The 22,067-nt window shown below is 70.8% G+C and carries 20 protein-coding genes, 1 tRNA gene and 2 pseudogenes; 8 read left to right on the top strand and 15 right to left on the bottom strand.

What is annotated here, in order from left to right; genetic code table 11:
- Positions 1–8: 8 nt before the first annotated feature.
- The 6 genes from trxA to tsaE all read right to left on the bottom strand — a co-directional run bounded on the left by trxA (position 9) and on the right by tsaE (position 9,404).
- Positions 9–338: a thioredoxin TrxA gene (gene trxA, locus G3576_RS27810; protein WP_164697754.1), complete on the bottom strand. Its 330-nt coding sequence runs from the start codon at positions 336–338 to the stop codon at positions 9–11.
- Positions 339–442: 104 nt separating this feature from the next.
- Positions 443–3,934, bottom strand: a complete 3,492-nt coding sequence (gene addA / locus G3576_RS27805; protein ID WP_164697753.1) for a double-strand break repair helicase AddA — start codon at positions 3,932–3,934, stop codon at positions 443–445.
- A 166-nt stretch (positions 3,935–4,100) separates the two neighbouring features.
- Positions 4,101–7,160, bottom strand: coding sequence for a double-strand break repair protein AddB (addB, locus tag G3576_RS27800; protein ID WP_164697752.1), 3,060 nt, complete (start codon positions 7,158–7,160; stop codon positions 4,101–4,103).
- 68 nt (positions 7,161–7,228) lie between these two features.
- The gene (locus G3576_RS27795; protein ID WP_164697751.1) at positions 7,229–7,957 is read right to left on the bottom strand and encodes a nucleotidyltransferase family protein; all 729 of its coding nucleotides are present in this window, start codon (positions 7,955–7,957) and stop codon (positions 7,229–7,231) included.
- Entirely contained in the window at positions 7,954–8,955 is a 1,002-nt protein-coding gene (locus G3576_RS27790; protein ID WP_235952492.1) for an aminoglycoside phosphotransferase family protein, read from the bottom strand. The genes G3576_RS27795 and G3576_RS27790 overlap by 4 nt, the downstream gene beginning before the upstream one ends.
- Positions 8,952–9,404 carry a tRNA (adenosine(37)-N6)-threonylcarbamoyltransferase complex ATPase subunit type 1 TsaE gene (tsaE, locus tag G3576_RS27785; RefSeq protein ID WP_164697750.1) on the bottom strand — a complete coding sequence of 151 codons (453 nt, stop codon included), beginning with the start codon at positions 9,402–9,404 and terminating at the stop codon, positions 8,952–8,954. The genes G3576_RS27790 and tsaE overlap by 4 nt, the downstream gene beginning before the upstream one ends.
- A gap of 129 nt (positions 9,405–9,533) precedes the next feature.
- Between tsaE and G3576_RS27780 the strand changes: the two genes are divergently transcribed.
- Positions 9,534–10,553 carry an NAD(P)/FAD-dependent oxidoreductase gene (locus tag G3576_RS27780; protein WP_164697749.1) on the top strand — a complete coding sequence of 340 codons (1,020 nt, stop codon included), beginning with the start codon at positions 9,534–9,536 and terminating at the stop codon, positions 10,551–10,553.
- Positions 10,554–10,758: 205 nt separating this feature from the next.
- Here G3576_RS27780 and trpA read toward each other — a convergent pair whose 3' ends face one another.
- From trpA to gtdA, 8 genes are all read right to left on the bottom strand, one after another.
- On the bottom strand, positions 10,759–11,592 hold the full coding sequence (gene trpA / locus G3576_RS27775) for a tryptophan synthase subunit alpha (RefSeq protein ID WP_164697748.1): 834 nt from the start codon (positions 11,590–11,592) through the stop codon (positions 10,759–10,761).
- A 1-nt stretch (position 11,593) separates the two neighbouring features.
- The gene (trpB, locus tag G3576_RS27770) at positions 11,594–12,832 is read right to left on the bottom strand and encodes a tryptophan synthase subunit beta (protein ID WP_164697747.1); all 1,239 of its coding nucleotides are present in this window, start codon (positions 12,830–12,832) and stop codon (positions 11,594–11,596) included.
- 30 nt (positions 12,833–12,862) lie between these two features.
- Positions 12,863–13,411 carry a GNAT family N-acetyltransferase gene (locus tag G3576_RS27765; RefSeq protein ID WP_164697746.1) on the bottom strand — a complete coding sequence of 183 codons (549 nt, stop codon included), beginning with the start codon at positions 13,409–13,411 and terminating at the stop codon, positions 12,863–12,865.
- Positions 13,408–14,037 (bottom strand): phosphoribosylanthranilate isomerase, encoded by a 630-nt coding sequence (locus G3576_RS27760; protein WP_164697745.1) that lies wholly within the window; start codon positions 14,035–14,037, stop codon positions 13,408–13,410. Before G3576_RS27760 ends, G3576_RS27765 begins: the two co-directional genes overlap by 4 nt.
- A 7-nt stretch (positions 14,038–14,044) precedes the next feature.
- Complete coding sequence (gene pyrF / locus G3576_RS27755; protein ID WP_164697744.1) at positions 14,045–14,761, bottom strand: orotidine-5'-phosphate decarboxylase; 717 nt, start codon at positions 14,759–14,761, stop codon at positions 14,045–14,047.
- Positions 14,758–15,081 (bottom strand): LapA family protein, encoded by a 324-nt coding sequence (locus G3576_RS27750; RefSeq protein ID WP_164697743.1) that lies wholly within the window; start codon positions 15,079–15,081, stop codon positions 14,758–14,760. Before G3576_RS27750 ends, pyrF begins: the two co-directional genes overlap by 4 nt.
- A gap of 78 nt (positions 15,082–15,159) precedes the next feature.
- Positions 15,160–15,513 (bottom strand): hypothetical protein, encoded by a 354-nt coding sequence (locus G3576_RS27745; RefSeq protein WP_164697742.1) that lies wholly within the window; start codon positions 15,511–15,513, stop codon positions 15,160–15,162.
- 262 nt (positions 15,514–15,775) lie between these two features.
- Complete coding sequence (gene gtdA / locus G3576_RS27740; RefSeq protein ID WP_164697741.1) at positions 15,776–16,843, bottom strand: gentisate 1,2-dioxygenase; 1,068 nt, start codon at positions 16,841–16,843, stop codon at positions 15,776–15,778.
- Positions 16,844–16,966: 123 nt separating this feature from the next.
- Between gtdA and G3576_RS27735 the strand changes: the two genes are divergently transcribed.
- Positions 16,967–17,043: transfer RNA gene (locus G3576_RS27735), tRNA-Arg, on the top strand.
- A gap of 485 nt (positions 17,044–17,528) precedes the next feature.
- Here the strand turns inward: G3576_RS27735 and G3576_RS27730 are convergent.
- Positions 17,529–19,004 carry a sialate O-acetylesterase gene (locus tag G3576_RS27730; protein ID WP_164697740.1) on the bottom strand — a complete coding sequence of 492 codons (1,476 nt, stop codon included), beginning with the start codon at positions 19,002–19,004 and terminating at the stop codon, positions 17,529–17,531.
- A gap of 159 nt (positions 19,005–19,163) precedes the next feature.
- Here G3576_RS27730 and G3576_RS27725 point away from each other — a divergent pair.
- From G3576_RS27725 to G3576_RS32730, 6 genes and pseudogenes are all read left to right on the top strand, one after another.
- Positions 19,164–19,567: pseudogene (locus tag G3576_RS27725) on the top strand (transposase); the annotation flags it as partial.
- A 91-nt stretch (positions 19,568–19,658) separates the two neighbouring features.
- The gene (locus tag G3576_RS27720) at positions 19,659–20,357 is read left to right on the top strand and encodes a transposase (protein ID WP_164697739.1); all 699 of its coding nucleotides are present in this window, start codon (positions 19,659–19,661) and stop codon (positions 20,355–20,357) included.
- Between the two features lie 6 nt (positions 20,358–20,363).
- Positions 20,364–20,879 carry a transposase gene (locus tag G3576_RS27715; protein WP_164697738.1) on the top strand — a complete coding sequence of 172 codons (516 nt, stop codon included), beginning with the start codon at positions 20,364–20,366 and terminating at the stop codon, positions 20,877–20,879.
- Positions 20,855–21,130: a transposase gene (locus G3576_RS27710; protein WP_164697737.1), complete on the top strand. Its 276-nt coding sequence runs from the start codon at positions 20,855–20,857 to the stop codon at positions 21,128–21,130. The genes G3576_RS27715 and G3576_RS27710 overlap by 25 nt, the downstream gene beginning before the upstream one ends.
- Complete coding sequence (locus G3576_RS32735) at positions 21,097–21,366, top strand: transposase (protein WP_407926139.1); 270 nt, start codon at positions 21,097–21,099, stop codon at positions 21,364–21,366. Before G3576_RS27710 ends, G3576_RS32735 begins: the two co-directional genes overlap by 34 nt.
- Positions 21,363–22,067, top strand: a pseudogene (locus tag G3576_RS32730) (IS3 family transposase); the annotation flags it as partial. The gene G3576_RS32735 and the pseudogene G3576_RS32730, both read left to right, overlap by 4 nt.

Genomic DNA, 22,067 nt, shown 5'->3' with positions numbered 1-22,067 from the left:
TGGATGCATCATCCCAGCTTGCTGGCGACCCATTCCTTCATGGCGCCCTTGGGCAGCGCGCCGACCTTGGTGTCCACCGGCTTGCCGTCCTTGAACAGGATCATGGTCGGGATGCCGCGCACCGCGTAGTCGTTCGGCGTCATCGGGTTGTCGTCGATGTTCACCTTCGCGATGGTCAGCTTGCCTTCGTATTCCTTGGCGATCTCGTCGAGGATGGGGGCCACCATGCGGCAGGGGCCGCACCACTCGGCCCAGAAATCCACCAGCACGGGGCCGGGGGCCTCCAGCACATCCTGCCGGAAGCTGTCGTCGGTCACGGCCTTGGTGAGGTCACTCATGGGGGGTCGTCTCCAGCGCCGGGCGGGGGCCCGGCCTTTCATGGCAAGATCGTGGCGGGGCCGGGCCCGGTCAAGCAAGGGTCACGTGAGGGCCACGCAGGCCGTCATGCGCCTGGCGCATGTCGATCCAGCAACTCACCCGGAAGCGGCATGAGTCGGGCGCCATAGGTCCAGACGAGCACGCATTCCACCGCACGCCCGGGAAAGGCGCGGGACAGCACGGCGCGGTAGGCGGCCATCTGCCGGAGGTAGAGGGACGGGACCGATTCGACCGTCAATGGCGGCGGGCGGTTGGTCTTGTAGTCCAGCACCAGCACGCGGTCGGGCGCGACCAGCAGCCGGTCCACCTGGCCGCTGACGAGAAGGTCCCCGACCTGCCCGGCGATGGGCGCCTCCGCCAGGCTGCCGGGGCCGAAGGCGGCGGCGATCCCGGGCGCGTCCAGCAGCGCCATCACCTCCGCCAGCGTCTCCGCCTGCTCCGCGGGATCGAGCCCATGGCCCGGCCGGGCGAGGAAGGCGCGGCCGGCTTCCTGGCGCCGGGCGGGGTCCTGGTCCGGCAGGTGCTGCAGCAGGGCATGGACGATCCGGCCGCGGCGGAAGCGGCGGCCGGTGGGGTCCGCGGCGCCATGCGGCGCGGCGGCGGGTCCGCCCTCATTCTCCCCCGGCACGGCGGAGGGGGCGAGCGCGTCCACCACCCCCTCCGGCGGTGCGGGCCGGCGCGCCCAGGCCGGCAGGTCGGCCGCGGCGGGGGGCGGCGTGTCGCGGCCATCCGGCACGGGGGCCGTTTCCTGCGGCGTGGCGAGCACCATCGCCTCCCCCGTCGCGAAGCGGCATTCGGCGGGGGCGCCGAACGCCTCCGGGTCGAAGGGCTCCGGGACCGTGGTATCCAGGCGGGCGAAGCCGCGGGCGACGAGGTCGTACCAGGTGCCCTGCTTCCAGGGCGCGTCCTTCGGGCGCTTCTTCTGCCAGCCGCAGACCAGCAGCCGGTCCTCCGCCCGGGTCAGGGCGACATAGAGCAGCCGGTGCTCCTCCTCCGCCCGCGCCTGCTTCTCGGCGGCGAGCAGGGCCGAATAGGCGGGGGCGTGGTGGTCCTTGTTGGGCGCCCAGAGCGGCAGGGGCACACCCTCCTCCGGCACATGCCAGCGCACATCCGCCTGGTCGCGGCCGCCGCCCATGGTGTCCGGCAGGATGACGATTGGGGCCTGGAGGCCCTTGGCGCCGTGCACGGTCATGATGCGCACGGCATCGCCGGCACCTTCCTGTTCCCGCTTCACCTCCGCCCCGCCACGCCGCAGCCAGCCGACGAAGTGCTGCAGGCTCGGCGGGTGGCGGCTGCCATGGTCGAGCGCCGCGTTGAGGAATTCATCGACGGGGTCGGCGGCATCGGGGCCGAGGCGCTTCAGCAGCCTCTCCCGCCCCTTGTGCTCGCCCAGCACCTCCGCAAACAGCGCATGGGGCGTCACCAGGTCCGCGCGCGCCATCAGCCCGGCGATCCAGTCGGCGGCCCTGCCCTCCGGCGTCTCCGCCCCGCGCGCCTTCTGCAGCACGGCCCAGAGGCTGGTGGTGCGGCCATGGGCGAGCGCGAAGAGCTGGTCCTCATCGAGGCCGATGAGCGGCGATTTCAGCAGGGCGGCGAGTTGCAGATCGTCATCGGGCAGCAGCAGGACATCGGCCAGCGCCAGCAGGTCCTGCACCGCGATCTGCTCGATCAGGCGGATGCGGTCGGCGCCGCCCACGGGCACGCCGCGTTCCTTCAACGCGCGCACCAGGCGGGGCAGCAGCCCGCCGGATCGCTTGCGCAGCAGCACCAGGATGTCGCCGGCACGGATGGGTCGGCCGCGGCTTTCCAGCGGGGTGCGGGACTTGATCCACTGCGCGATGCGCGCGGCGATCGCCTCCGCCAGCAGCGCATCAGCGCCGGTCGCCTGGGCGGGGGCTTCCGGCACCTCCCAGGGTGGCGGCGGCTCCGTCGGTGCCGCTTCCAGCATGGGCCAGAGCTCGACCCGGCCCGCATGGCCGGCGCGGTCGGGGCGATGCAGCAATTCCTCGCCGGGGTTCACCACGCCGTCCCGCGCCTCGCCCTCCGCGAAAACGGCGTCGACCAGGGCCAGCACCGGCGCGGTGGAGCGGAAGGAGACCTTGAGCTGGACGTCGCGCAGCGCCTCCCCCACCGCGGCGATGCGGCGCCCGAAATGGCCCTTCCACCGCGCGAAGCCGGCGGCGTCCGCCCCCTGGAAGCCGTAGATGGACTGCTTGATGTCACCCACCGCGAAGATGGTACGGGGCGTGGGCGGCTCATCACGGCGGGATTCGCGGCCGGCGCCGGCGAAGAATTCCTCCGTCAGCGCGGCGGCGATGCCCCATTGCGCGGGGTTGCTGTCCTGCGCCTCGTCCAGCAGCACGTGGTCCAGGCCGCCATCCAGCTTGAACAGCACCCAGGCGCTGCCGGGGTCCTGCAGCACGCGCTGGGCGGAGAGGATCAGGTCGTCATAATCCATCAGCCCGCGCGCCTGCTTGCGCGCGGCATAGCCCTGCAGAACCGGCGCGCCGAGCGCCAGCAGCGCGCGCGTCGCGGCCAGCAGGCGGCAGGCGCGGCGGCTGCCCTCCAGCGCCGCGATGCGCTCGGCCTCCCGCGCCAGCACTTCCGCGCATTCGGCCTGGCGGGGGCCGACCTGCTTGGTCGCCATGGATTTGCGGGGCGTGCCTTCCCTGGTCAGGAAGATCTCCGCCCATTCCCCCCAGCGCGCGGCGCGGTGGGCGGGGTGGAGTTCGAGCCAGGTGAGGATGCGGAGCCCCCGCGCCTGGTCGTTCTCGTTCCGGCTGGCCTGGAGGAGGCGGGCGGCCATCACGGCCTGGCGGTCCACCTGCTCCGCCGCCAGCGCCACCAGGCTCGCCTCATGCGCGCCATCCGGCAGGCCGAGGTGGCCGGCGATGGCGGCGCAGAGACCTTCCAGCGACCCGGTGCCGCGCAGCGCGGCGGAGAGGCGTTCGCGGTCGCCATCGAGGGCCTGCACCAGGCGGGCGAAGGATTCCGGCGGCACCAGGCTGGCCAGCGCCTCCAGCGCCTCCCGCGGCGTCATCGGCCCCGCCAGCACGGCCTCCCGCGCCTCCGCCAGCAGGGTGCGGGCATCGGCATCCTCGACGACGCCGAATTGCGGCGCGAGGCCGGCTTCCAGCGGGAAGGCACGCAGCAGGGACTGGCAGAAGGCGTGGATGGTGCTGATCCGCATGCCGCCCGGCAGTTCCAGCACCCGGCAGAACAGGCTGCGGGCGGTGTCGAGGTCGTCCCGCGTCGGCGCGCGGCCGAGCAGCCGGGCCAGCCGATCGGCCAGGCGCGATTCGGGATCGACCGCCCAGCGGCCGAGTTCGCGCGCGAGCCGCGTCGCCATCTCCGCCGCGGCCGCCTTTGTGAAGGTCAGGCAGAGGATGCTGGCCGGCCGCGTGCCCGGCGCCAGCAGCAGCCGCAGCACGCGGTCCGTCAGCACCTTGGTCTTGCCGGAGCCCGCCGAGGCACCGACCCAGGCGGAGGAGAGCGGGTCGGAGGCCCGGCCCTGCTCGAACTCGGCTTCCTGGCGGGGGGTGAGGGGGAGGTTCATGGGCGGGGCAGTCGTGGGGAAGGCGCTGCCTTCCCCACACCCCATCCGCCAGGGGGGAGACCCCCCTGGACCATCGTCAATTGATCCCGGTCCAGGGTCCGGCTGGACCCTGGCATGGGGGGCATCGGGGGGAACGGAGTTCCCCCCGGGCGACCAAGCAGCCCCCTCATTCATCCCCCTCCGCATCCGCCCATTCCGCGACGCGCGACAGGTGGTCGTAGTCATCGCCCCGCGTGCTGCGCGCGGGGTGGGGCCGTGCCGTGAAGGGGGCGTCGCCCAACAGGAAGCGATCGACCAGCAGGCCGAGGCGGTCCAGCGCATCCTCGGCGGCGGACTCCACCTCCTCCGGCTCGGTCAGCATGGCCTTCACCTCCCCGGCGGTCTCCCCGCCCGAGAGCTTCCAGTAGGTGAGTGCCCGCACGGGGCTGTCCGGCACGCCCTGGATGGCGCCGCGCCAGGCCATGGCGGCTTCGAGCGGCAGCTGGGGGGCGGTGCCGTCCACCAGATCGTCGGGGCTCGGCAGGGTGCCGGTCTTGTAGTCCAGCACCGCCAGCGTGCCGTCGCCGAGCTGGTCCACCCGGTCGGCCCGGGCCTTCAGCGTGACCTTGCCGCGGGGGCGCGGCAGGTCGAGCCGCCCGTCGCGCTCCACCCAGCTCTGCCGGATATGGCCGTCGCGGCGCATGTCGCGTTCCAGATCGATCACGAAGGCCCCGATGCGGGAGAGGCGCGGGCGCCAGAAGGCGGCGAGAGCGGGGCGCGGGCCCTGTGCGGCCAGCGCTTCCTCCGCCGCCTCCTCCCAGATCGCGCGAGCGGCGTCGTCGCCTGGCCAGCCGGCGCGGGCGGTGGAGACATCGCGCACGAAGCGGGCGAGAGCGGCGTGGACGATGATGCCGTAGTCCAGCGCGCCGACATCTGCGTCCAGCGGATCGAGCTTTCGCAGGTCCAGCACGCGGCGGGCATAGAAGGCGTAGGGGTCGGCGAGCAGGGTCGCCACCTCCGTCACGCTGATCTCGCGCGGGCGGAGCGCCGCCGGCGGGCAGGGCGAGGGGCGGCGGAGCGGCAGGACCTGCGCGGGCTGGTCGAGCGCCGCGGCCAGGCGGGCGGCCTGGCTCTGCGGCAGTTCCAGCCCCTGGCCGGAGAGGAAGGTTTCCAGCCGCGTGATCCAGCGCGCGGGCACGGTTGGCGCACCGCCCCGCCGCGCGGCCCGCGACAGGATCGCATCGGGTGCGGCGCAGGCAAACAGGAAAAAGTCCATGCAGACACGGCCGATGCGGGCCTCGGGTTCGGGCAGGCCGAACTGGGTCCGCATGGGGCGGCTCATCCAGGGGCCGGGGTCGGTCGCCAGTGGCCAGACCGTCTCGTCCAGCGCGCCGAGCACGACGCGGTCGAAGGCCAGCAGCCGCGCCTCCAGCAGGCCGAGAATCTCGACGCGCGGATGGGCGCCGGCATCGCGGCCGGCCTGGGCGCGGACGGAGCGGGCGGCGATGCCCTCGATCGCCGCATCGAACAAGGCGGGCCAGGCGCCGGGGTCGAGGGGCGGGAGCATCGCCATGGCGGGGGCGAGGTCCGCGAGGTGGGAGGCCAGCACCTCCCCCTCCTCCGCCGCATAGAGGCGGAGGCCGCCGGGCGCTTCCGGCGTGGTGGCCAGCGCCTCCGCCGCCGCCAGATGGGCGGCGAGCAGGTCGGCGGGCGGGCGCGGCGCGCCGTGGAGGGAGGCGAAGTCGCCGAGCGCGGCCGACAGCGCATCGTGCAGCGCCAGCAGCCGCGGCTTGGTGGCGCCTTCCGACAGGGCCTCGATGGCCGCGCGCAAACCGCCGAGCCCGCCCGGCGGCCGCGCGCCCCGCAGCACGCGGCGTTCCAGCAGGCGCACGGCATCCAGGAAATCCGCCCGGGCCATGCCTGCGGCGCAGATCGGGTGCTTCAGCAGGGCCAGCAGGGGGACGGGGGCGAGATCCTCCGCCACCGCGCGGGCCAGCAGGCGCAGGAAGGCGCCGGTCGGCGTCTGGCCCAGCGGCTCGCCGGCGCTGTCATCGGCGATGATGCCGTGGCGGATCAGCTCCGCGCTGACGCGCCGGGCCAGGTCGCGGTCGGGTGTCACGAGAGCGGCGCGCGCACCCGGCTTCTCCAGCGCCTCGCGCAGCAGCAGCGCGATGGCGGCGGCTTCCGCCTGGGCGTCGGGGGCGGCGAGCAGCTGCAGGCCTTGCAGGCCTGGCGCCCAGCCATCGGCGGCGGGCACGGTCCAGGGCGCCATGCCCTCCGGCGGCCGCAGCGCCATTTCCAGCAGGGCGGGGCGGGCTTCCGGCACGGCGCGGGGCTGGTGCAACCCGCAGCCGGGCCAGCGCCGCACCTGCCTCGCCTCCGCCCCCATCTCCGCCAGCAACCTCGCCTGGCTGCAGAAGGGGTGGGTGGGCGCCTTGGAGACGGCATCCCAGACCTGGCCGAGCGCGGCGCGGTCCAGCCCATGCAGCACCACGGCGCCGTGCGGCAGCGCGGCGACCACCTTCAGCAGCTCGACCGCCGCCGGGATGGTGCCGCCGACGCCGATGCCGGCGGCGATGATCGGCTCCGCCGGCGGCGCCTGCCGCCAGGCCTCGGTCTGGGCGCGGAGCGCGAGGACGCGGCGGAGCCCGATATCCAGCAGCTCCCGCTCCTCCAGCCACCCGGCCCAGGCGGTGGCGACGCCGCGGAGAAAGGTGGTGGTGATCTGCCAATGCGTCGCCTGCTCCCCCGGCACCAGGGATTCGAGCCGCGCGAGCCAGGCCTCGGCATAGGCGAGCGGATTGCCCTGGCGGAGCAGGTCCGGGTCCTTCTCCTCCAGCGCCACCTCGTCGAAGAGCCGCGCCATCTCCGCCGCCAGGCCCCAGGCCTGTTCGGGGGTGGCGGGGCCGCCATGGCGGGGCGGCAGGCGCATCACCATGCCGGTCAGCACGGCCTGGCGGGTCAGGGGCGCGACGGCGGGCGGCAGATCCAGCAGGGCGGGCAGCGCGAGTTCGTCGGCATCCTCGGTCGACAGCCCCGCCAGCGCCCGCATGCGCGGCAGCAGCAGCGCCCGGCCCTCCGCCGCGGCCAGAAAAGCATCGCGCAGGCCGCGGGCGGAACGGCGCGTCGGCAGCAGGATGGTGGCGCGGGCCAACGCCTCCGGCGGCGCGTCCTTCAGCGCATGCAGCACCCCCGCCGCCAGGCAGTCCAGGAAGGGCAGCTCGGCGGGGATGTCGTAGAGGTTCATCAGGGCTCCCGCGGTGACGCCCTTGGCGGCCGCATGAAGGGTTGGCGTGGCGGCTTCTTGCGGCCGCCTCAGAACAAGGCTGTCAGCATCCCGGCGCGCAGCATCGTCTCCGCCCGCTGCAGATCACGGGGCGTGGACAGATGAAACCAGGCGCCGTCATGCACCAGGCCGAACATCCGCCCTTCCTCGATCGCGCGGTCGAAGAGCAGGTTGAGCGAGAAGGGCCCGGCCGGCGCATCGCGGAACAGCGCGGGCGAGAGGATCTGCACGCCGGCGAAGAGGTAGGGGGAGATCTCCCGCTCCTTCGGTCGGCGGACGCGGCCGAGCGGATCGAGCAGGAAGTCGCCGCGCCCGACCTCCCCATCCACCTGGGACGTCCGCACCAGCAGCAGCAGCGCGTCCATCTGCTCCGGGTCGAAGGCGGCGGCCAGGCGGTCCAGCGCCGGCGTCGGGCCATCCAGCCAGAAGGCGTCGCCGTTGATGACGGCGAAGGGATTGTCACCGAGGTGGGGCAGCGCATTGGTGATGCCGCCGCCGGTCTCGAGCAGCACCTCCTCCCGCAGCACTTTCCGGCCCGGCGCGCCATGGGCTGCGACGGAATCGGCGATCTGGTCGGCGAAGTAGTGCGCGTTGACGACGTGGTGCGAGACGCCCGCCGCCGCGAGGCGGTCCAGCGCATGGTGCAGCAGGCTGCGGCCTTCCAGCGGCAGCAGCGGCTTCGGCCGGTCATCCGTCAGCGGCCGCATGCGGGTGCCGAGGCCGGCGGCGAGCACCATGGCGTGGGAGAGGGCGATCATGCCGTGGCGTCCTGTAGCACGAGAGGATTCTGTCGCATGGAAGGCGGCACCTGCGCATCCAGGAAGTCGCGCAGCGGCGCCGTGGCGGGATGTTGCAGCGCGCGGTCGAGCTGCGCCCAGCAGCGCGGCCCATGCACGAGGTATTTCGGCTTGCCGTCCCGCCGCGCCAGCCGCACCCAGAGCGCGGCCACCCGCAGATGCCGCTGCGCCGCGCAGGCCGCCAGGGCGGCGCGGAACCCGCCGGCATCGAGGTCGGGCCGCAGCGCCAGGTAGCGGGCGATGCATTCCTCCCGCAGCGCGGGATCGACGTCCCGCCGCGCATCCTCGGTCAGGGAGACGAGGTCATAGGCGGGGTGGCCGATGGCGGCGTCCTGGAAATCGAGGATGCCGATGTCGCGCGGCGCCTCGCGATCCGGCAGCGGCATGAGGTTGGCCGGGAAGTAGTCGCGGTGGACGAAGCCCTCACCCTGGAAGGGCGCGAGCATGGCGCGCATCGCGGCCTCGAAGGCCGCGGTCACCGCGGCCGAGGGCGCCGCGCCGAACGCCGCGGGCCACCACCACTGGAGAAAGGTGGCGCCGGCGGTTTCCGTCATGCGGTCCACGCCCCAGCCCGGCAGGCCATCGGGCGGCCGCACCGCGTGCAGCCGCGCCAGCGCGGCCGTCGCGGCCAGGTAGTGGGCCGCGGGGTCGTCGCCGGCATCCAGCAGCTGCGCCACGGTGGCGTCGCCGAAATCCTCCACCAGGCAGAAGCCCCGCGTGACGTCGGCCGCGATGACCTCCGGCGCCGAAAGCCCCGCATCCCGCAGATGCGCGGCGATGGCGAGGAAGGGGCGCAGATCCTCCTGCGGCGGCGGCGCGTCCATCAGCAGCACCGGGCGCGGCCCGCCGCGCAGCCGGGCATAGCTGCGGAAGGAGGCATCGGCCGGCAGCGGCGCGTAATCCGCCGCGCCATAGCCATGCTCCGCCAGGAAGGAAGCCGCCTCCGCCGCCCGCATCATGCCGCCAGTTCCTTCAGACGCCCGTCCCAGCCCGTGAGCGTCGCGATGCGTTGTTCATCCGTCCCGCCCGGCGCCAGCGTGATGACCAGAGCATCGGCCGGGCGGAGGTCGCCCAGCCGGTCCGGCCATTCGACCAGCACGATGCCCTCCCGCGCCTCCTCCCACCCCAACTCCGCGATGCCGGACGGGCCGTTCAGCCGCCAGAGGTCGAAATGGAAGGCGGGGCCGGCGGGCAGATCGTAGGACTGCACCAGGGTGAAGGTCGGCGATGGTACCTCCAGCGCCGGATCGCCGCTGGCGGCGCGCAGGAAGGCGCGGGCGAAGGCGGATTTGCCGGCGCCGAGCGGCCCCTCCAGCAGCACCGCATCGCCCGCCCGCGCGAGCCTGGCCAGGCGCGCGGCGAGCGACGCCGTCGCGGCTTCATCGGGGAGGTGCAGCGTGAGCGACATGAGGGCCCAATCTGCCCTCCCCCACCCCCCTGGCACAAGCGCAGCCGTTCCCAATTTGATCCCGCGGGCTTGATCGACCCCGGCGCTTCCGCCAAGGGGGGCGCGACGATCGGCGTGGGGACAAGGCGGATGACCGCAGTGGTCGAGACGGATGTGGCGATCATCGGCGCGGGCCCCGTGGGGCTTTTCGCGGTGTTCGAATGCGGGATGCTGCGGATGAAGACCGTGGTGATCGACGCGCTGGAAGCGATCGGCGGGCAATGCGCCGCGCTCTATCCGGAAAAGCCGATCTTCGATATCCCCGCCCATCCCGAGATCGCGGGCGCGGACCTCATCGCCTCCCTCCACAAGCAATGCGCGCCCTTCAATCCCCTGCTGATGCTCGGCCGCCGCGTCGATGCGCTGCGGCAGGACGGCGATGGCTTCGTCCTCGCCACCAGCACGGGCGACACGATCCGCTGCAAGGCCGTGGTGGTCGCGGCCGGCGCCGGCGCCTTCGGCCCGAACCGCCCGCCGCTAGAACGCCTGGCTGAGTTCGAGGCATCCGGCGGCGTGCGCTACATGGTCAGCCGCCGCGAAGATTTCCGCGGCAAGCAGGTGGTGATCGCGGGCGGCGGCGACAGCGCGGTGGACTGGGCGCTCAGCCTCAAGCAGATCGCCGCCAAGGTCACCGTCGTGCACCGCCGCGACAAGTTCCGCTGCGCGCCCGAAAGCGCCGCGCAGCTCAAGCAGGCGGCCGAGCGCGGCGAGATCGAGCTGGCGATTCCCTACCAGCTGCACGGCCTGGAAGGGCAGAACGGGCAGCTCTCCGGCGTCTCGCTCGCGACCCTCAAGGGGGAGGTGAAGACCGTGCCGGCGGACCACCTGCTGGCCTTCTTCGGGCTGTCCATGGAACTGGGCCCGATCGCCGATTGGGGCCTCGGCCTGGAACGCAGCCACATCGCCGTCACCCCCGCGACCTGCGAAACCACCATCCCCGGCATCCACGCCATCGGCGACATCGCCACCTACCCGGGCAAGCTGAAACTGATCCTGCAAGGCTTCTCCGAAGCCGCGATGGCCGCCCACGCCATCCACCCCCGCATCTTCCCCGGCGAAGCCCTGCACTTCGAGTACAGCACCAGCAAGGGCGTGCCCGTGGCGGGGTGAGGGGCGCGCGAAGGTTGCCCGGGGGGAACGCCGTTCCCCCCGTACCCCCCATGCCAAGGGGCAGCGGCCCCTTGGAGCCCATGAGATAACAACGACGAAGGGGGAGGGGGCCCAAGCCCCCTCCCCCTTCGTCGTTATGCCCGCGGTCCAGGGTCCCGCTGGACCCTGGCAGGGGGTGCAGGGGGACAGCGTCCCCCTGCAAGCCTCACGCCGCGACCTTCCTCGCCGCGCGCACGGCTTCGGCCAGGCTGCTGACCTGGGCCAGCACTTTCGTCACGGTGTCCGGGGTGGCGCGGCCTTCGGGGTCGAGGCTGGCGGCCAGCGTGTCCACAAGGGCGGTGCCGACCACGGCGCCGTCCGCGGCCTTGGCGGCTTCCGCGGCCTGGGCCGGGCTGCGGATGCCGAAGCCGATGGCGACGGGCAGGTCCGTGTGGCGCTTGAGCTTGGCGATGGTGGGGGCCATCGACGCGTAGTCGGCGCTGCGCGTGCCGGTGATGCCGGTGATGGCAACGTAGTAGATGAAGCCCGTGGTGGCCGCGAGCACGCGGGGCAGCCGCGCTTCGTCGGTGGTGGGCGCGATCAGGCGGATCAGGTCGAGGCCGTTCGCGGTGGCGTGCGGCTCCACCTCATCCGCTTCCTCTGGCGGCACATCGACGATGATGAGGCCGTCGGCGCCGGCGCTGGCGGCGTCCTTGCAGAAGGCCTCGACGCCGTAGGTGAGGATCGGGTTGTAGTAGCCCATCAGCACCACGGGGGTGGTGTCGTCCAGCGTGCGCAGGCTGCGCACCAGGTCGAGCACGCCGGCGGCGGTGGCGCCGGCCTTCAGCGCGCGCTGCCCGGCCTTCTGGATGGAGGGGCCGTCCGCCATCGGGTCGGTGAAGGGCACGCCGACCTCGATGATGTCGGCGCCGGCGGCCGGCAGGCCGTGCAGGATGGCGCGGTAGGTCTCCCGGTCCGGATCGAAGGCCTGGAGGTAGGTGACGAGCGCGCCGCGCCCTTCCTGGCGGAGCGCGGCGAATTTGGCGGCGATGCGGCTCATCTCAGATGTTCTCGCCCAGGTGCTTCGCGACGGTGAAGATGTCCTTGTCCCCGCGGCCGCAGAGATTCATCAGGATGATGCTCTCTGCCGGCATGGTCGGCGCGGCCTTGATGACGTGGGCCAGGGCGTGGGCGGGTTCGAGGGCCGGGATGATGCCTTCCTGGCGGGAGCAGAGCTGGAAGGCGGCCAGCGCCTCCTCATCCGTGGCGCCGACATACTGGACGCGGCCGATCTCGTGCAGCCAGGAGTGTTCGGGGCCGACGCCGGGATAGTCGAGGCCGGCGGAGATGCTGTGCGCTTCCGTGATCTGGCCGTCGCCATCCTGCAGCAGGTAGGTGCGGTTGCCATGCAGCACGCCGGGCCGGCCGCGGGACAGCGCCGCGGCGTGTTCATGCGTGTCGAGGCCCCGGCCCGCGGCCTCCACGCCGACCATCGCGACGTCCTTGTCGTCGAGGAAGGGGAAGAAGAGGCCCATGGCGTTGGAGCCACCGCCGACGGCGGCGACCAGCACATCCGGCAGGCGGCCTTCCGCTTCCAGCATCTGCGCCCGGGCTTCGGTGCCGATCACGGACTGGAAGTCGCGGACCATGGCGGGATAGGGGTGCGGGCCGGCGACGGTGCCGATGCAGTAGTAGGTGTCGTGGACATTCGCGACCCAGTCGCGAAGGCCCTCGTTCATCGCATCCTTCAGCGTCGCGGCACCGGAGGTGACGGGCACGACCTCCGCCCCCAGCAGCTTCATGCGGAAGACGTTGGGCTGCTGCCGCTCCACGTCGGTCGCGCCCATATAGACCACGCAGGGCAGGTCCATCAGCGCGCAGGCGGTGGCGGTGGCGACGCCGTGCTGGCCGGCGCCCGTTTCCGCGATGATGCGCGTCTTGCCCATCTTCTTGGCCAGCAGGATCTGGCCGAGCACCGCGTTGATCTTGTGCGCGCCGGTGTGGTTCAGCTCGTCGCGCTTGAAATAGACCTTGGCGCCCTTGCCGGGTTCGGCGGTCTTGCGGAGATGGGTGGTCAGCCGCTCCGCGTACCAGAGCGGGCTCGGGCGGCCGACATAGTGGGTCAGCAGCCGGCGCCATTCCGTCTGGAAGGCCGCGTCCTTCTTGGAGGCCTCGTAGGCGGCCTCGACCTCGAGGATCAGGGGCATCAGGGTCTCGGCGACGAAACGGCCGCCGAAATCGCCGAAGCGGCCGCGGGCGTCGGGGCCCTGGCGGAGGGAATTCGGAAGGGGCTTGTTCACGGGGCAATATTCCTGGGCGTTCCGCGGTGTTTAGCGCAGGGGCGCGGGCGGGTCACGGGCAGGTGGGATGCAAGACAGATCGCGCCAGACATAGGCGGTCTCGGAAACGGCGGTCTCGCCGTGGTAGCCGGTCTGGCTGATGCCGGGGACGGCGCCGGTCGCGACGTAGAAGGCGCGGGCCTGGTGGTTGGCGTCAAGCACCCAGGCCGCGGCATCCGTAAGGCCTTCCGCCAGCAGCCGGGCAGCCCCCGCGGCCAGCAGTGCTTGGCCGAGGCCCCGCCGCTGGGCGCGGCGCAGCAGGTAGAGGCCCGAGACTTCACCCCCCGTGCCCAGCGCCGCGTCCCGCGCCCGGCAGACGCTGATGAAGCCGAGGATGGCGCCGGCCTCCTCCGCCACGAAGGTGCCACCCTCCAGCAGCGGCTCCGCCAGGTTGCGCGCCCAGGCGGCGCGGCGGCGGGCGGGGTCGGTCATCTCCTCGAACAGGGCCGCCGGCACCAGGCCGGGGTAGGTCTCGACCCAGGCCTGGGCGTGCATCTCCCCGATCGCCGGGGCATCGGCGCGCGTCGCCGGGCGGATCACGCGCCTCGGGCGGCGGCGATGAAGGCCGCGATACGGTCCGGATCCTTCACGCCGCGCGAAACCTCGACACCGGAGGAGACATCGACGCCGGGCGCGCCGGCAACGCGGATGGCCTCCGCTACATTGCCGGGCGTCAGGCCGCCCGCCAGCAGCCAGGGGCGCGGGATGGTGCGGCCCGCGGTCAGGGTCCAGTCGAAGGGCGCGGCATTGCCGCCCGGCAGCGGTGCGCCGGGCGGGGCCTTGGCGTCCAGCAGGAAGCGATCGACATGCGGGACATAGGCCGCGAGCCCCTCGAGATCGGCGGCGGAGGCGATGCCGAGTGCCTTCATCACCGGCAGGCCGAAGCGGGCGCGGACCGCGGCGCAGCGGTCCGGCGTCTCCTCCCCATGCAGTTGCAGGACATCCAGCGGCACGGCGGCCAGCGTCTCCGCCAGCTGGTCGTCCGTTGCGTCCACGAACAGCCCGACACGCTGCGGGCCACCCGCCAGGCTGGCCGACAGCTCGGCTGCCCGCGCGGGCGTCACCGCCCGGGGCGAGGGCGGGAAGAAGACAAAGCCGAGAAAATCCGCGTCGGCTGCGGCCTGCATGGCGGCGGCATCGGTGATGCCGCAGATCTTCACCTGCATGGCGGCGCTACCAGCCGAGCGAGGCGGCGATGCCCTTCGCCGCGGCGGCCGGGTCGGCCGCCTTGGTGATGGGGCGGCCGACCACCACCCAGGTGGCGCCGGCTGCCGCCATCGCCTCCGGCGTCGCGGTGCGGGCCTGGTCGTCGGCCACGCTGCCGGCGGGGCGGATGCCGGGGACAACGAGGGCCGGCCCCTCCCCCAGCGCATCGCGCAGCGCCGAGACCTCCCGCGGCGAGCAGACCAGGCCATCGGCGCCGGCGGCGACCGCCAGGCGGCCGAGGCGCAGAACCTGCTGCATGGTGCCGCCCGCGACCCCGATCTCGCTCAGCGTCGCGGCGTCGATGCTGGTGAGCACCGTGACAGCCAGGATCTTCGGGCGGCTGGCGCCCCCGGCCTTCTCCGCTGCCTCCCGCGCCGCCGCCACCATGGCGGCGCCGCCGGCGGCATGGATGGTGATCCAGTCGGCGCCAAGGGGCGCAATGGACCCGATGGCGCCGGCCACCGTGTTGGGGATGTCGTGCAGCTTGAGGTCGAGGAAGACCGGACGATGGGCGGCGATGCGGCGCACCGCCGGCGCGCCCTCGGCCGAGAACAGCTCCAGCCCCACCTTCAGCAGCCCGGCGGAAGGCGCCACGGCCTGCGCCCAGGCTTCCGCCGTCGCCAGGTCAGGCGCATCCAGTGCGACGCAGAGGCCGCAGGGGACGTTCTGGACGGCGGCGCTCACGGTGCGGGCGCGGGCAGGCGGCCGAGATCGGCGTCGCGCCGCGCCTGTTCCTCCCGCGCCTTGTAGCCGGCGAGCTCGGCCTCCAGCAGCCGGGCGGCATTCTGCAGTTCCCGGGCGCGCCGGCGCGCGGGAAGCGCGGCTGCCCAGGCGATGGAGGCGCCCAGTAGGAAGCCCACGGCGGAGAGCAGCAGCACGGCGATGCCGAGCGGCGAGGCCCAGCCGATGTCGAAGGGCCAGAGGCGCAGCTCCACCTCCTGCGTATTCGACAGGGCGAAGAGCGCGATCAGGATCAGCAGCGGCACGAACAGAACCCAGCGCATGGGACCTCATTCTCCAGGCACGGGCCGTTCCTACGCGCCCGGAGGGCGGACGGGAAGCGTCCGCGCTCCGGATCGCGGTCAAACCGCCAGCAGCATGTCCTCGATGCGGCCCGCATCCTCGCGCGGAACCTTCAGGCGCAGCTCCAGCCCCTCGATCTCGGTGCAGTTGCGGTCGAGCGGCACGGCGCGGACCAGGTTCTCCAGCGCGAGCTTGGCGGATTCGGCATCCGGGAAGTGCCGGGTCAGCGTCACGGGATGGGCGGTCTGCTGATCAGAACTGGCCATCATCGCCTCCGGAGGCACGGCGCGGGCGCCCTGGGTGGCGGTGCCGGCGGGCGGATCGCTGGCGGGGAAGCTGTCCACCACCCCCTTCTCGATGTTGCTGTCCCGCGTGTTCTCGGGCCTTTCGTTCATGCTGGTCGGGTTCGGCATGGGGGGTCCTCCGGGCTGGAGCCGCCGGAGGGAAACCCCGGCGGCGATGCCTGGGGCGAACGCGGCCGGGGCGCGCGGGGTTGCCGGGGACCGAAACGGCTAGCAGGCTGCGGAAGAACGGGACGGGTCGGCTGGACGGCGCCTTTCCGCGCAGGATTCGTCTGCCGCTTGCCACGATGCAACCACATCGTGTCTGCGCGTCATCCTTTCCTGCACGAAAATTCGCTCGTCCATCCTCAGCCGCCCGTTCTTCCGCAGCCTGCTAGAGCCGCGCCTCCCGGTACAGGCCGAGTTTCTGCTGGGCCGCCGCATCCGAATAGCCGAACAGCACGAGGTCACTTGCCGCCGATAGGGTGAGACTGGACCAGGAGGGGATGACGATCAGGTCGCGCTCCGCCAGGGCGAAGTCCTGCTCCCCGATCCGGGCCGAGCCCTGGCCTTCCACCACCACCAGGACCATCGCATCGGTGGACCGGCGCGGGCGGGTGGCGAAACCCGCGGGCAGCAGGCGGACATGGGCGGCGATGGTCGGCATCACCGGCCCGCCATCGGCCGGGTTCACGAATTCGAGCGCGTGGCCCAGATGCGGATCCGGGGCGCTGACCCGCGCCATGGCGGCCAGGCTGTCCCGCCATTCGGCATAGGGGTAGTGGAACATCGGCTGGTGTGCCGGGCGCCTGGCCGCGGCGGTGCCGGCGAAGGGCCGGAGGTTGCGGCCGTAGCGCGACGCCGTGTCGCCCGCCGGCGCCGTCTCCGCATGCGCCATGGCGCCATCGGGCAGGCGTTCGGCGAAGCTGGCGGCGAAGTGGCGGACGGTCGGGATATCCAGCCCATCCAGCCAGATCATGGGCGCGTCGCTGGTGTTGCCGTGGTCGTGCCACTGCCAGTTCGGCGTCAGCACCAGGTCGAAGGGGCGCATCACCGCCTTCTCCCCGTCCAGGGCCGTGAAGGCGCCATCACCCTCCATCACGAAGCGCAGCGCGCATTGGGTGTGGCGATGGCAGGGCGCGACCTCCCCCGGCAGGATCAGCTGCAGCCCGGCATAGAGGCTGGTGGTGACGGAGGAGGAGCCCGGCAGGCCCGGATTCTCCAGGATCAGGACGCGCCGCTCCGCCTGTTCGGCGGAAATCAGGTCGCCCGCCCGCAGCAGGTGATCCCGCGCCTCCCCGTAATGCCAGAGATGCGGGCGGACGGGTGAGGAGGGCGTCGGCGTGACCAGGGCCGCCAGCACTTCCCACAGGGGAAACAGGTGCTTGGGCGCCATTTCGGCATAGAGCGCCTGGAGCAGCGCCTTCGGATCATTGGTGCCGGTCGGCGGCGCGTCTGTCATGGGTCGGGACCCTCCCCTTTGTTGGGGTGGAGGGTAGCCTAGGAGGGCCCCGCGTTGAAATGCCGGTGCTTTGCGCTGCCGGGGCTTCCGTCGAGCCCCGGCATTGGCTATGGAGGGGGAGCGGGACCCGTAGCTCAGCTGGATAGAGCGTTGCCCTCCGAAGGCAAAGGTCGTACGTTCGAATCGTATCGGGTCCGCCAATCTTTTCAGCCCATTAGGCCGCACCTCAGTCCAGGCGAAGATAACCTAGGTGGCGGATAGGTAGCGGCAGGGCCGGCAAAGCGTCGGGACGCGCCAGTCTGGCATCCCCACAATCGGGTTACCGGTCATGACGGGGGGCGGCCCGCTTCGGCGCTGATGGCGAGGAATGGTTTCCTCAGGCGGCGCACGTTGCGCGTTGCAGCCCGTTGCGCCCTTTTCAGCAACCTGTGGACAAGCAACCGAGCGGGACCCCTATCGGCGCGGGGATCCCCACCGGCAAGGCATTGTACCTACTGCATCTGCAAGGGGGACCCCCACGCCGACGCGGGGTCCCACAGCGTGCTGATCCACAGCCAACGGCCACACCGCAGAGCTGCAGAATCTCGAACACCTCCGTTTCAAGCCTCGGGGTGTCAACCAAATCGGGTTAACTCCGACTCCAATTCCCCTTCTCCGAGGCAGGTTGACTCACACACCACGCAGGTCACGCAAGGCTTATACGGGTCCTCAGCCTTGCCGCGAGGCCGCTGAGAAGGCTTGACTTTGCCGTACGTCCTGGGTCGCGATCGACAACGTCAACTGTCTGGACGTCAGCGAGGGCAAAATTATTGCTCGGGTAGCTAAAGCCTGCAAGTGAAGCGATATCTTCATCCATCGTCTGCCCAGACCCAGCGGTATACACGTAAGGATAGGCCAGCGGCGTACGATCGCTGTCCGCGATACAAATGGCTCCGCTGAAGCAAGCTCCTCTCCCAAGCCAAATTCTTGGGCGAATACAGAGTTGCCTCGAGGTGGTGACGATCGCTAACTGCCCCTTCAATTCAACATTTAAGATAGTTAGCGGCCCGTTCTCGTCTTCCAGATAAATGCCCCTGTGTGGGGCCCTAACAATTGGAGATACTGACCGCCCAACGTAAGGCGCAGCGAATTGAAGCGGCGGCACAGGGGTATGAAATAATCCCACGACAACATTGCCGCCACCGACCCAACGGATCGCTTGAGTGCATTGCCATCCTTCCCCCTCAATAATAGTCCGCACCGCCACCTTTCCCGCCAAACAACCCAACCAACGCGTGCCATTACTCGTCAAGTGAAAATCTTTATCGACGACGTGTTGATTGCCGGATACCATGAATACGGCCTCGGTAGTCGAGGCAACCTGAATTTGAGCCCTAGCGACTGCGAGTTCAACGCTGTCCACAGCATACTGGCCACCAGTCTGAAATAGGAAAACCGGCAGCTTTCCTGCCTGCCCGGTCGCATCACTAACATAAGAGCGAACATCTTCGATAAGCCTAGCTAACGCGCTCGCGTAGGCGCCTCGAGTAGTTGAGGCGTATCCGGTTTCTCCTTGGTTATAGAGTAAGCCGCCGACACTGAAACTGAGACCCAGGCGTGTCGCTTGCTTTTGGGCAAGCCTTATAGCATCACGAATACGGTGGAACAGATCTGGGCAGGCGCCAACGCTGAGTTCTGCGATTGTCTTACCGCCTACTCCGCACTGCGCAAATACAAACCTATTTGCAACATCTCCACCCGCCATGCCGCGAGAGCCGTACCAGGCGGCACCAAACTGTTGAGCAAATCCCTCCAACAGCGTCTCCCCACGGTTTGGAGCACCGGGCGTGAGCCTCGCCACCTCCTCATCCGTCAGCAGGCCCCGACCACCATCACGAACCGTCGCAACCAAAGGTGCCAATTTCGCCAATCCACCTACTGGCGCCCATTTCGCCCTGTTCTCGGCGGCGGGATGAACTGACTCGCCCATCATGTAGACGCTGGATAATCGCGCTGTCTTGGAAAGACGTGGCCAGCTTTCCCAACCGGCGGCAAGCGATTGGCCATAACTTAGCCACAGCACCAGACCAGATGTCGGTTGGTGCAGAGAAACTGATCGTCGCCTTATTGCGTCCGAATGACTACGAGCTTCGTTTTGGTACGCTGCTAGGTCGGCTTCCATGATTTCACAGCCTTTGCCATTTTACGTGTATCTCAGTTGTCGCGTAGGAGGCCGAGCGTTGGCGCGCTTAGCTAGGGCGCGCCCCAAAGGGAACCAGCGACACCAAGGGTACCGTCTGCGGACGTTGTGGAAATTCCGGCTTGGGCCGGGGCGTAGGGCTTGGGTGACCATCGGACCTGGCGGCTAGGGTGGAACACCGACGACAGATTGCCACTGGCGGGCCTACTGGCGAAGACAGGACACAGAGACTTCCTTCGCGGCATCGCTGAGGCGGTGCTGCCCACGCTGTTTGAGGCCGATATGGAGGGCCTGATCGGCCCCGGACGGCACGAGCTCACCGGCGAGCGGCTGAAAACCGCAACGGCGTCCGCGACCGGACGCTGGACACGCGCTTGGGGTCGCCGCAGCTGTGGATCCCGAAGCTGCGGCAAGGCCGTTGCTTCCTGCCCTTCCTGGAGCCCAGGAAGACCTCCGAGAAGGCCTTGGTGGAATTGATCCAGGAAGCCTGGATCGACGGCGTCTTCACGCGGCGCGTGGACGAGGTGGTGCACGCCATGGGCCTGAATATGGATCAGCATGGAACAAGAGCTCTGTCGCTCGTTGCGTGCTGAGCGGCGTTGACAGGGGCATTGCCCTTTCAGGAAGCCGATGGCGATGCCAAGCCTCGATCCACGTTCGCTGCTCCCGCCGGGTCTTGTCCTCAAGGCCGTCGAGGTCACCCCCGGCACAATCACCATCAGCGCACGCCGCGAAGGCGGCGCTGGCCACTGCCCGAGTTGCGGCGTCTGCTCGGCACTGGTTCACAGTCTGCACCTGAGCCGCGTGCTCGATTCGCCGGTTCATGACCGAGCGGTCGAACTGCATGTCCAGATCCGCCGATTTCGTTGCGGCGAACCAGGATATCCGCGCCAGGCCTTCACCGAGGTGCCGTCACCGTCGATTACAGGGGGCACGGGACGCCGCACAGCGCGGCTCGACGGTCTCCTTGGTGACCTCGGCCGGTGGCTTGGAGGTCGCCCGGCGGCGGTGCTGGCGAAACGGCTGATGCGGCCGGTCGGGGTGGATACCATGCTGCGGACCTTCCGGCGCCGAGTTACGCTCGATGGCGTACCGCTGCGGGTCATCGGCATCGACGAGTGGGCGTGGCGTCGGCGGCAGCGCTACGGGACCCTCATCTGCGATCTCGAACGCCAGCGGGTAGTCGACCTGCTTCCCGACCGCGACCCGGCCACCGTGCGGGCTTGGCTGTCCCTCCATCCCGAGGTGCGCGTTGTCGCTCGCGATGGTGCCGGCGGCTACACCGGCGCCATCGCCGCGGCTGCTCCGGGCGCGCTCAAGGTCGCAGACCGCTAGCACCTGATGGAGAACGCCAGCGCCGCTTTCCTGCAGGCCGTGCGGGGCGCCCTGGGGTCGATCCAGCGCGCCCTGGGTGTCGGCGCTATCGACCCCGAATTGCTGAGTTCTGCCGCGCGGCTCCAGTACGACGGCTACCTGCGACGACGCGACGACAATGCCGCCATCCGCGCCATGGTGGAGGCTTGTGTCGCGATCAAGCAGATATCCAGGCGCACCGGCCGCAGCCGCAAGCTCGTCCGCGCCGTCCTGCGCAACACGGAGGACGAGGTGTTCCGCAGTCGCACGAGCAGCCTCGCGCCCTGGCTGGCAACGATCGACACGATGTGGTCGGAGGGCTGCCGCAATGGCGCAGAGCTCTGGCGCCGGCTGCGCCTGCGGGGCTTCGCCGGTGGCCTTCGTGTCGTCGGCGAATGGGCCACACGCCAGTGGGAAGCGAGTGTCCTGGCGGTGCCATCGCCAGCCGGCTACCGCCGGCCAGATCGATCGCGCATGCCATGCTGGTGCGCCGCGACCGCCTGACACGTGCCGAGGCGACGATGGTGGCGGCCGTCGAGGCCGGGGTGCCCGAATTGGCGACGGCGCGAGACATCGTGGACGAATTCCACCGCATGGTCAGCGCCATGGCGCCAGCACCGCTCCGGGACTGGATCACGCGAGCCAGCGCCAGCATGCTGCCCGCGTTCGGCCACGGCATCGCAGCCGATCAGTCGGCCGTCCTTGCGGCGCTGACCGAGCCGTGGTCCAACGGAACGACCGAACGCCACATCTGAAGTTGGAGTTGAAGTTGGAGTTGGTCCGATCGGGACGGACGCCGGAGGAGCTTGCCAGGGAGTTCGAGCCGACGGCGCAGTCGATCTGGAACTGGGTGCGTCAGGCGGAGCGGGGCGACGGGGCCCGTAAGGACGGTGGCCTGATAAGCCCTGAGCGGGAGGAGTTGACGAATCTCCGGCGTGAGAACCATCGCCTGCGCCAGGAGCGCGACATCTTGGCAAAGGCGGCGGCCTAGTTCGCGAAGGAGAGGACCCACAGCGGGTCTTCCGGTTCATGAGCGCGCAGCAGGCCGAATTCCCCATTGCCACCATGGCCCGCGTGCTGGGCGTTTCGGTGTCCGGCTACTACGCATGGCGCAGCCGGCCGGCATCGGCCCATGTCACGGGCGACGCAGCGCTGCTGCGCCGGATCCGCACCATCCATGCCGCCTCGCACGGCACCTACGGTGCGCCACGCGTGCATGCCGAGCTGCAGGCCGAGGGGACGGCCGTGGCCTGCAAGCGGGTGGCGCGGCTGATGCGCGAGGCCGCGCTGCGTGGCGTCTCTCGGCGCCGCTTCCCGACGACCACGCAGTGGGAGCCGAGCCACAGGCCTGCCAACGACCTGGTCGGCCGCAACTTCCGCGCCGCAGGCCCGAACCGGCTGTGGGTGGCGGACATCACCTACGTGCCGACCGCGGCGGGCTTCCTGTTCCTCGCTGTCGTGCTGGACGCCTGGTCGCGCCGGATCGTCGGCTGGGCCATGGCAACCGACCTGCGCACGCGCCTGGTACTCGATGCGCTCGACATGGCGGTGACGACGAGGAAGCCCGCCGACGTGGTGCATCACTCGGACCAAGGCAGCCAACCCAGGTTCAACGGGTCGTCGCAACGCCTCTTTGCGCCGTCTGTAGCGCCTCATCAAGCGCCTCTGCTGGCGTGCTCCAGTTCAGCGTCT

It is taken from the genome of Falsiroseomonas algicola (assembly GCF_011040385.1).
Classification (GTDB): domain Bacteria; phylum Pseudomonadota; class Alphaproteobacteria; order Acetobacterales; family Acetobacteraceae; genus Falsiroseomonas; species Falsiroseomonas algicola.
Note: the sequence above shows the minus strand (reverse complement) of the source record. Positions and strands in the feature narration are given on the sequence as shown.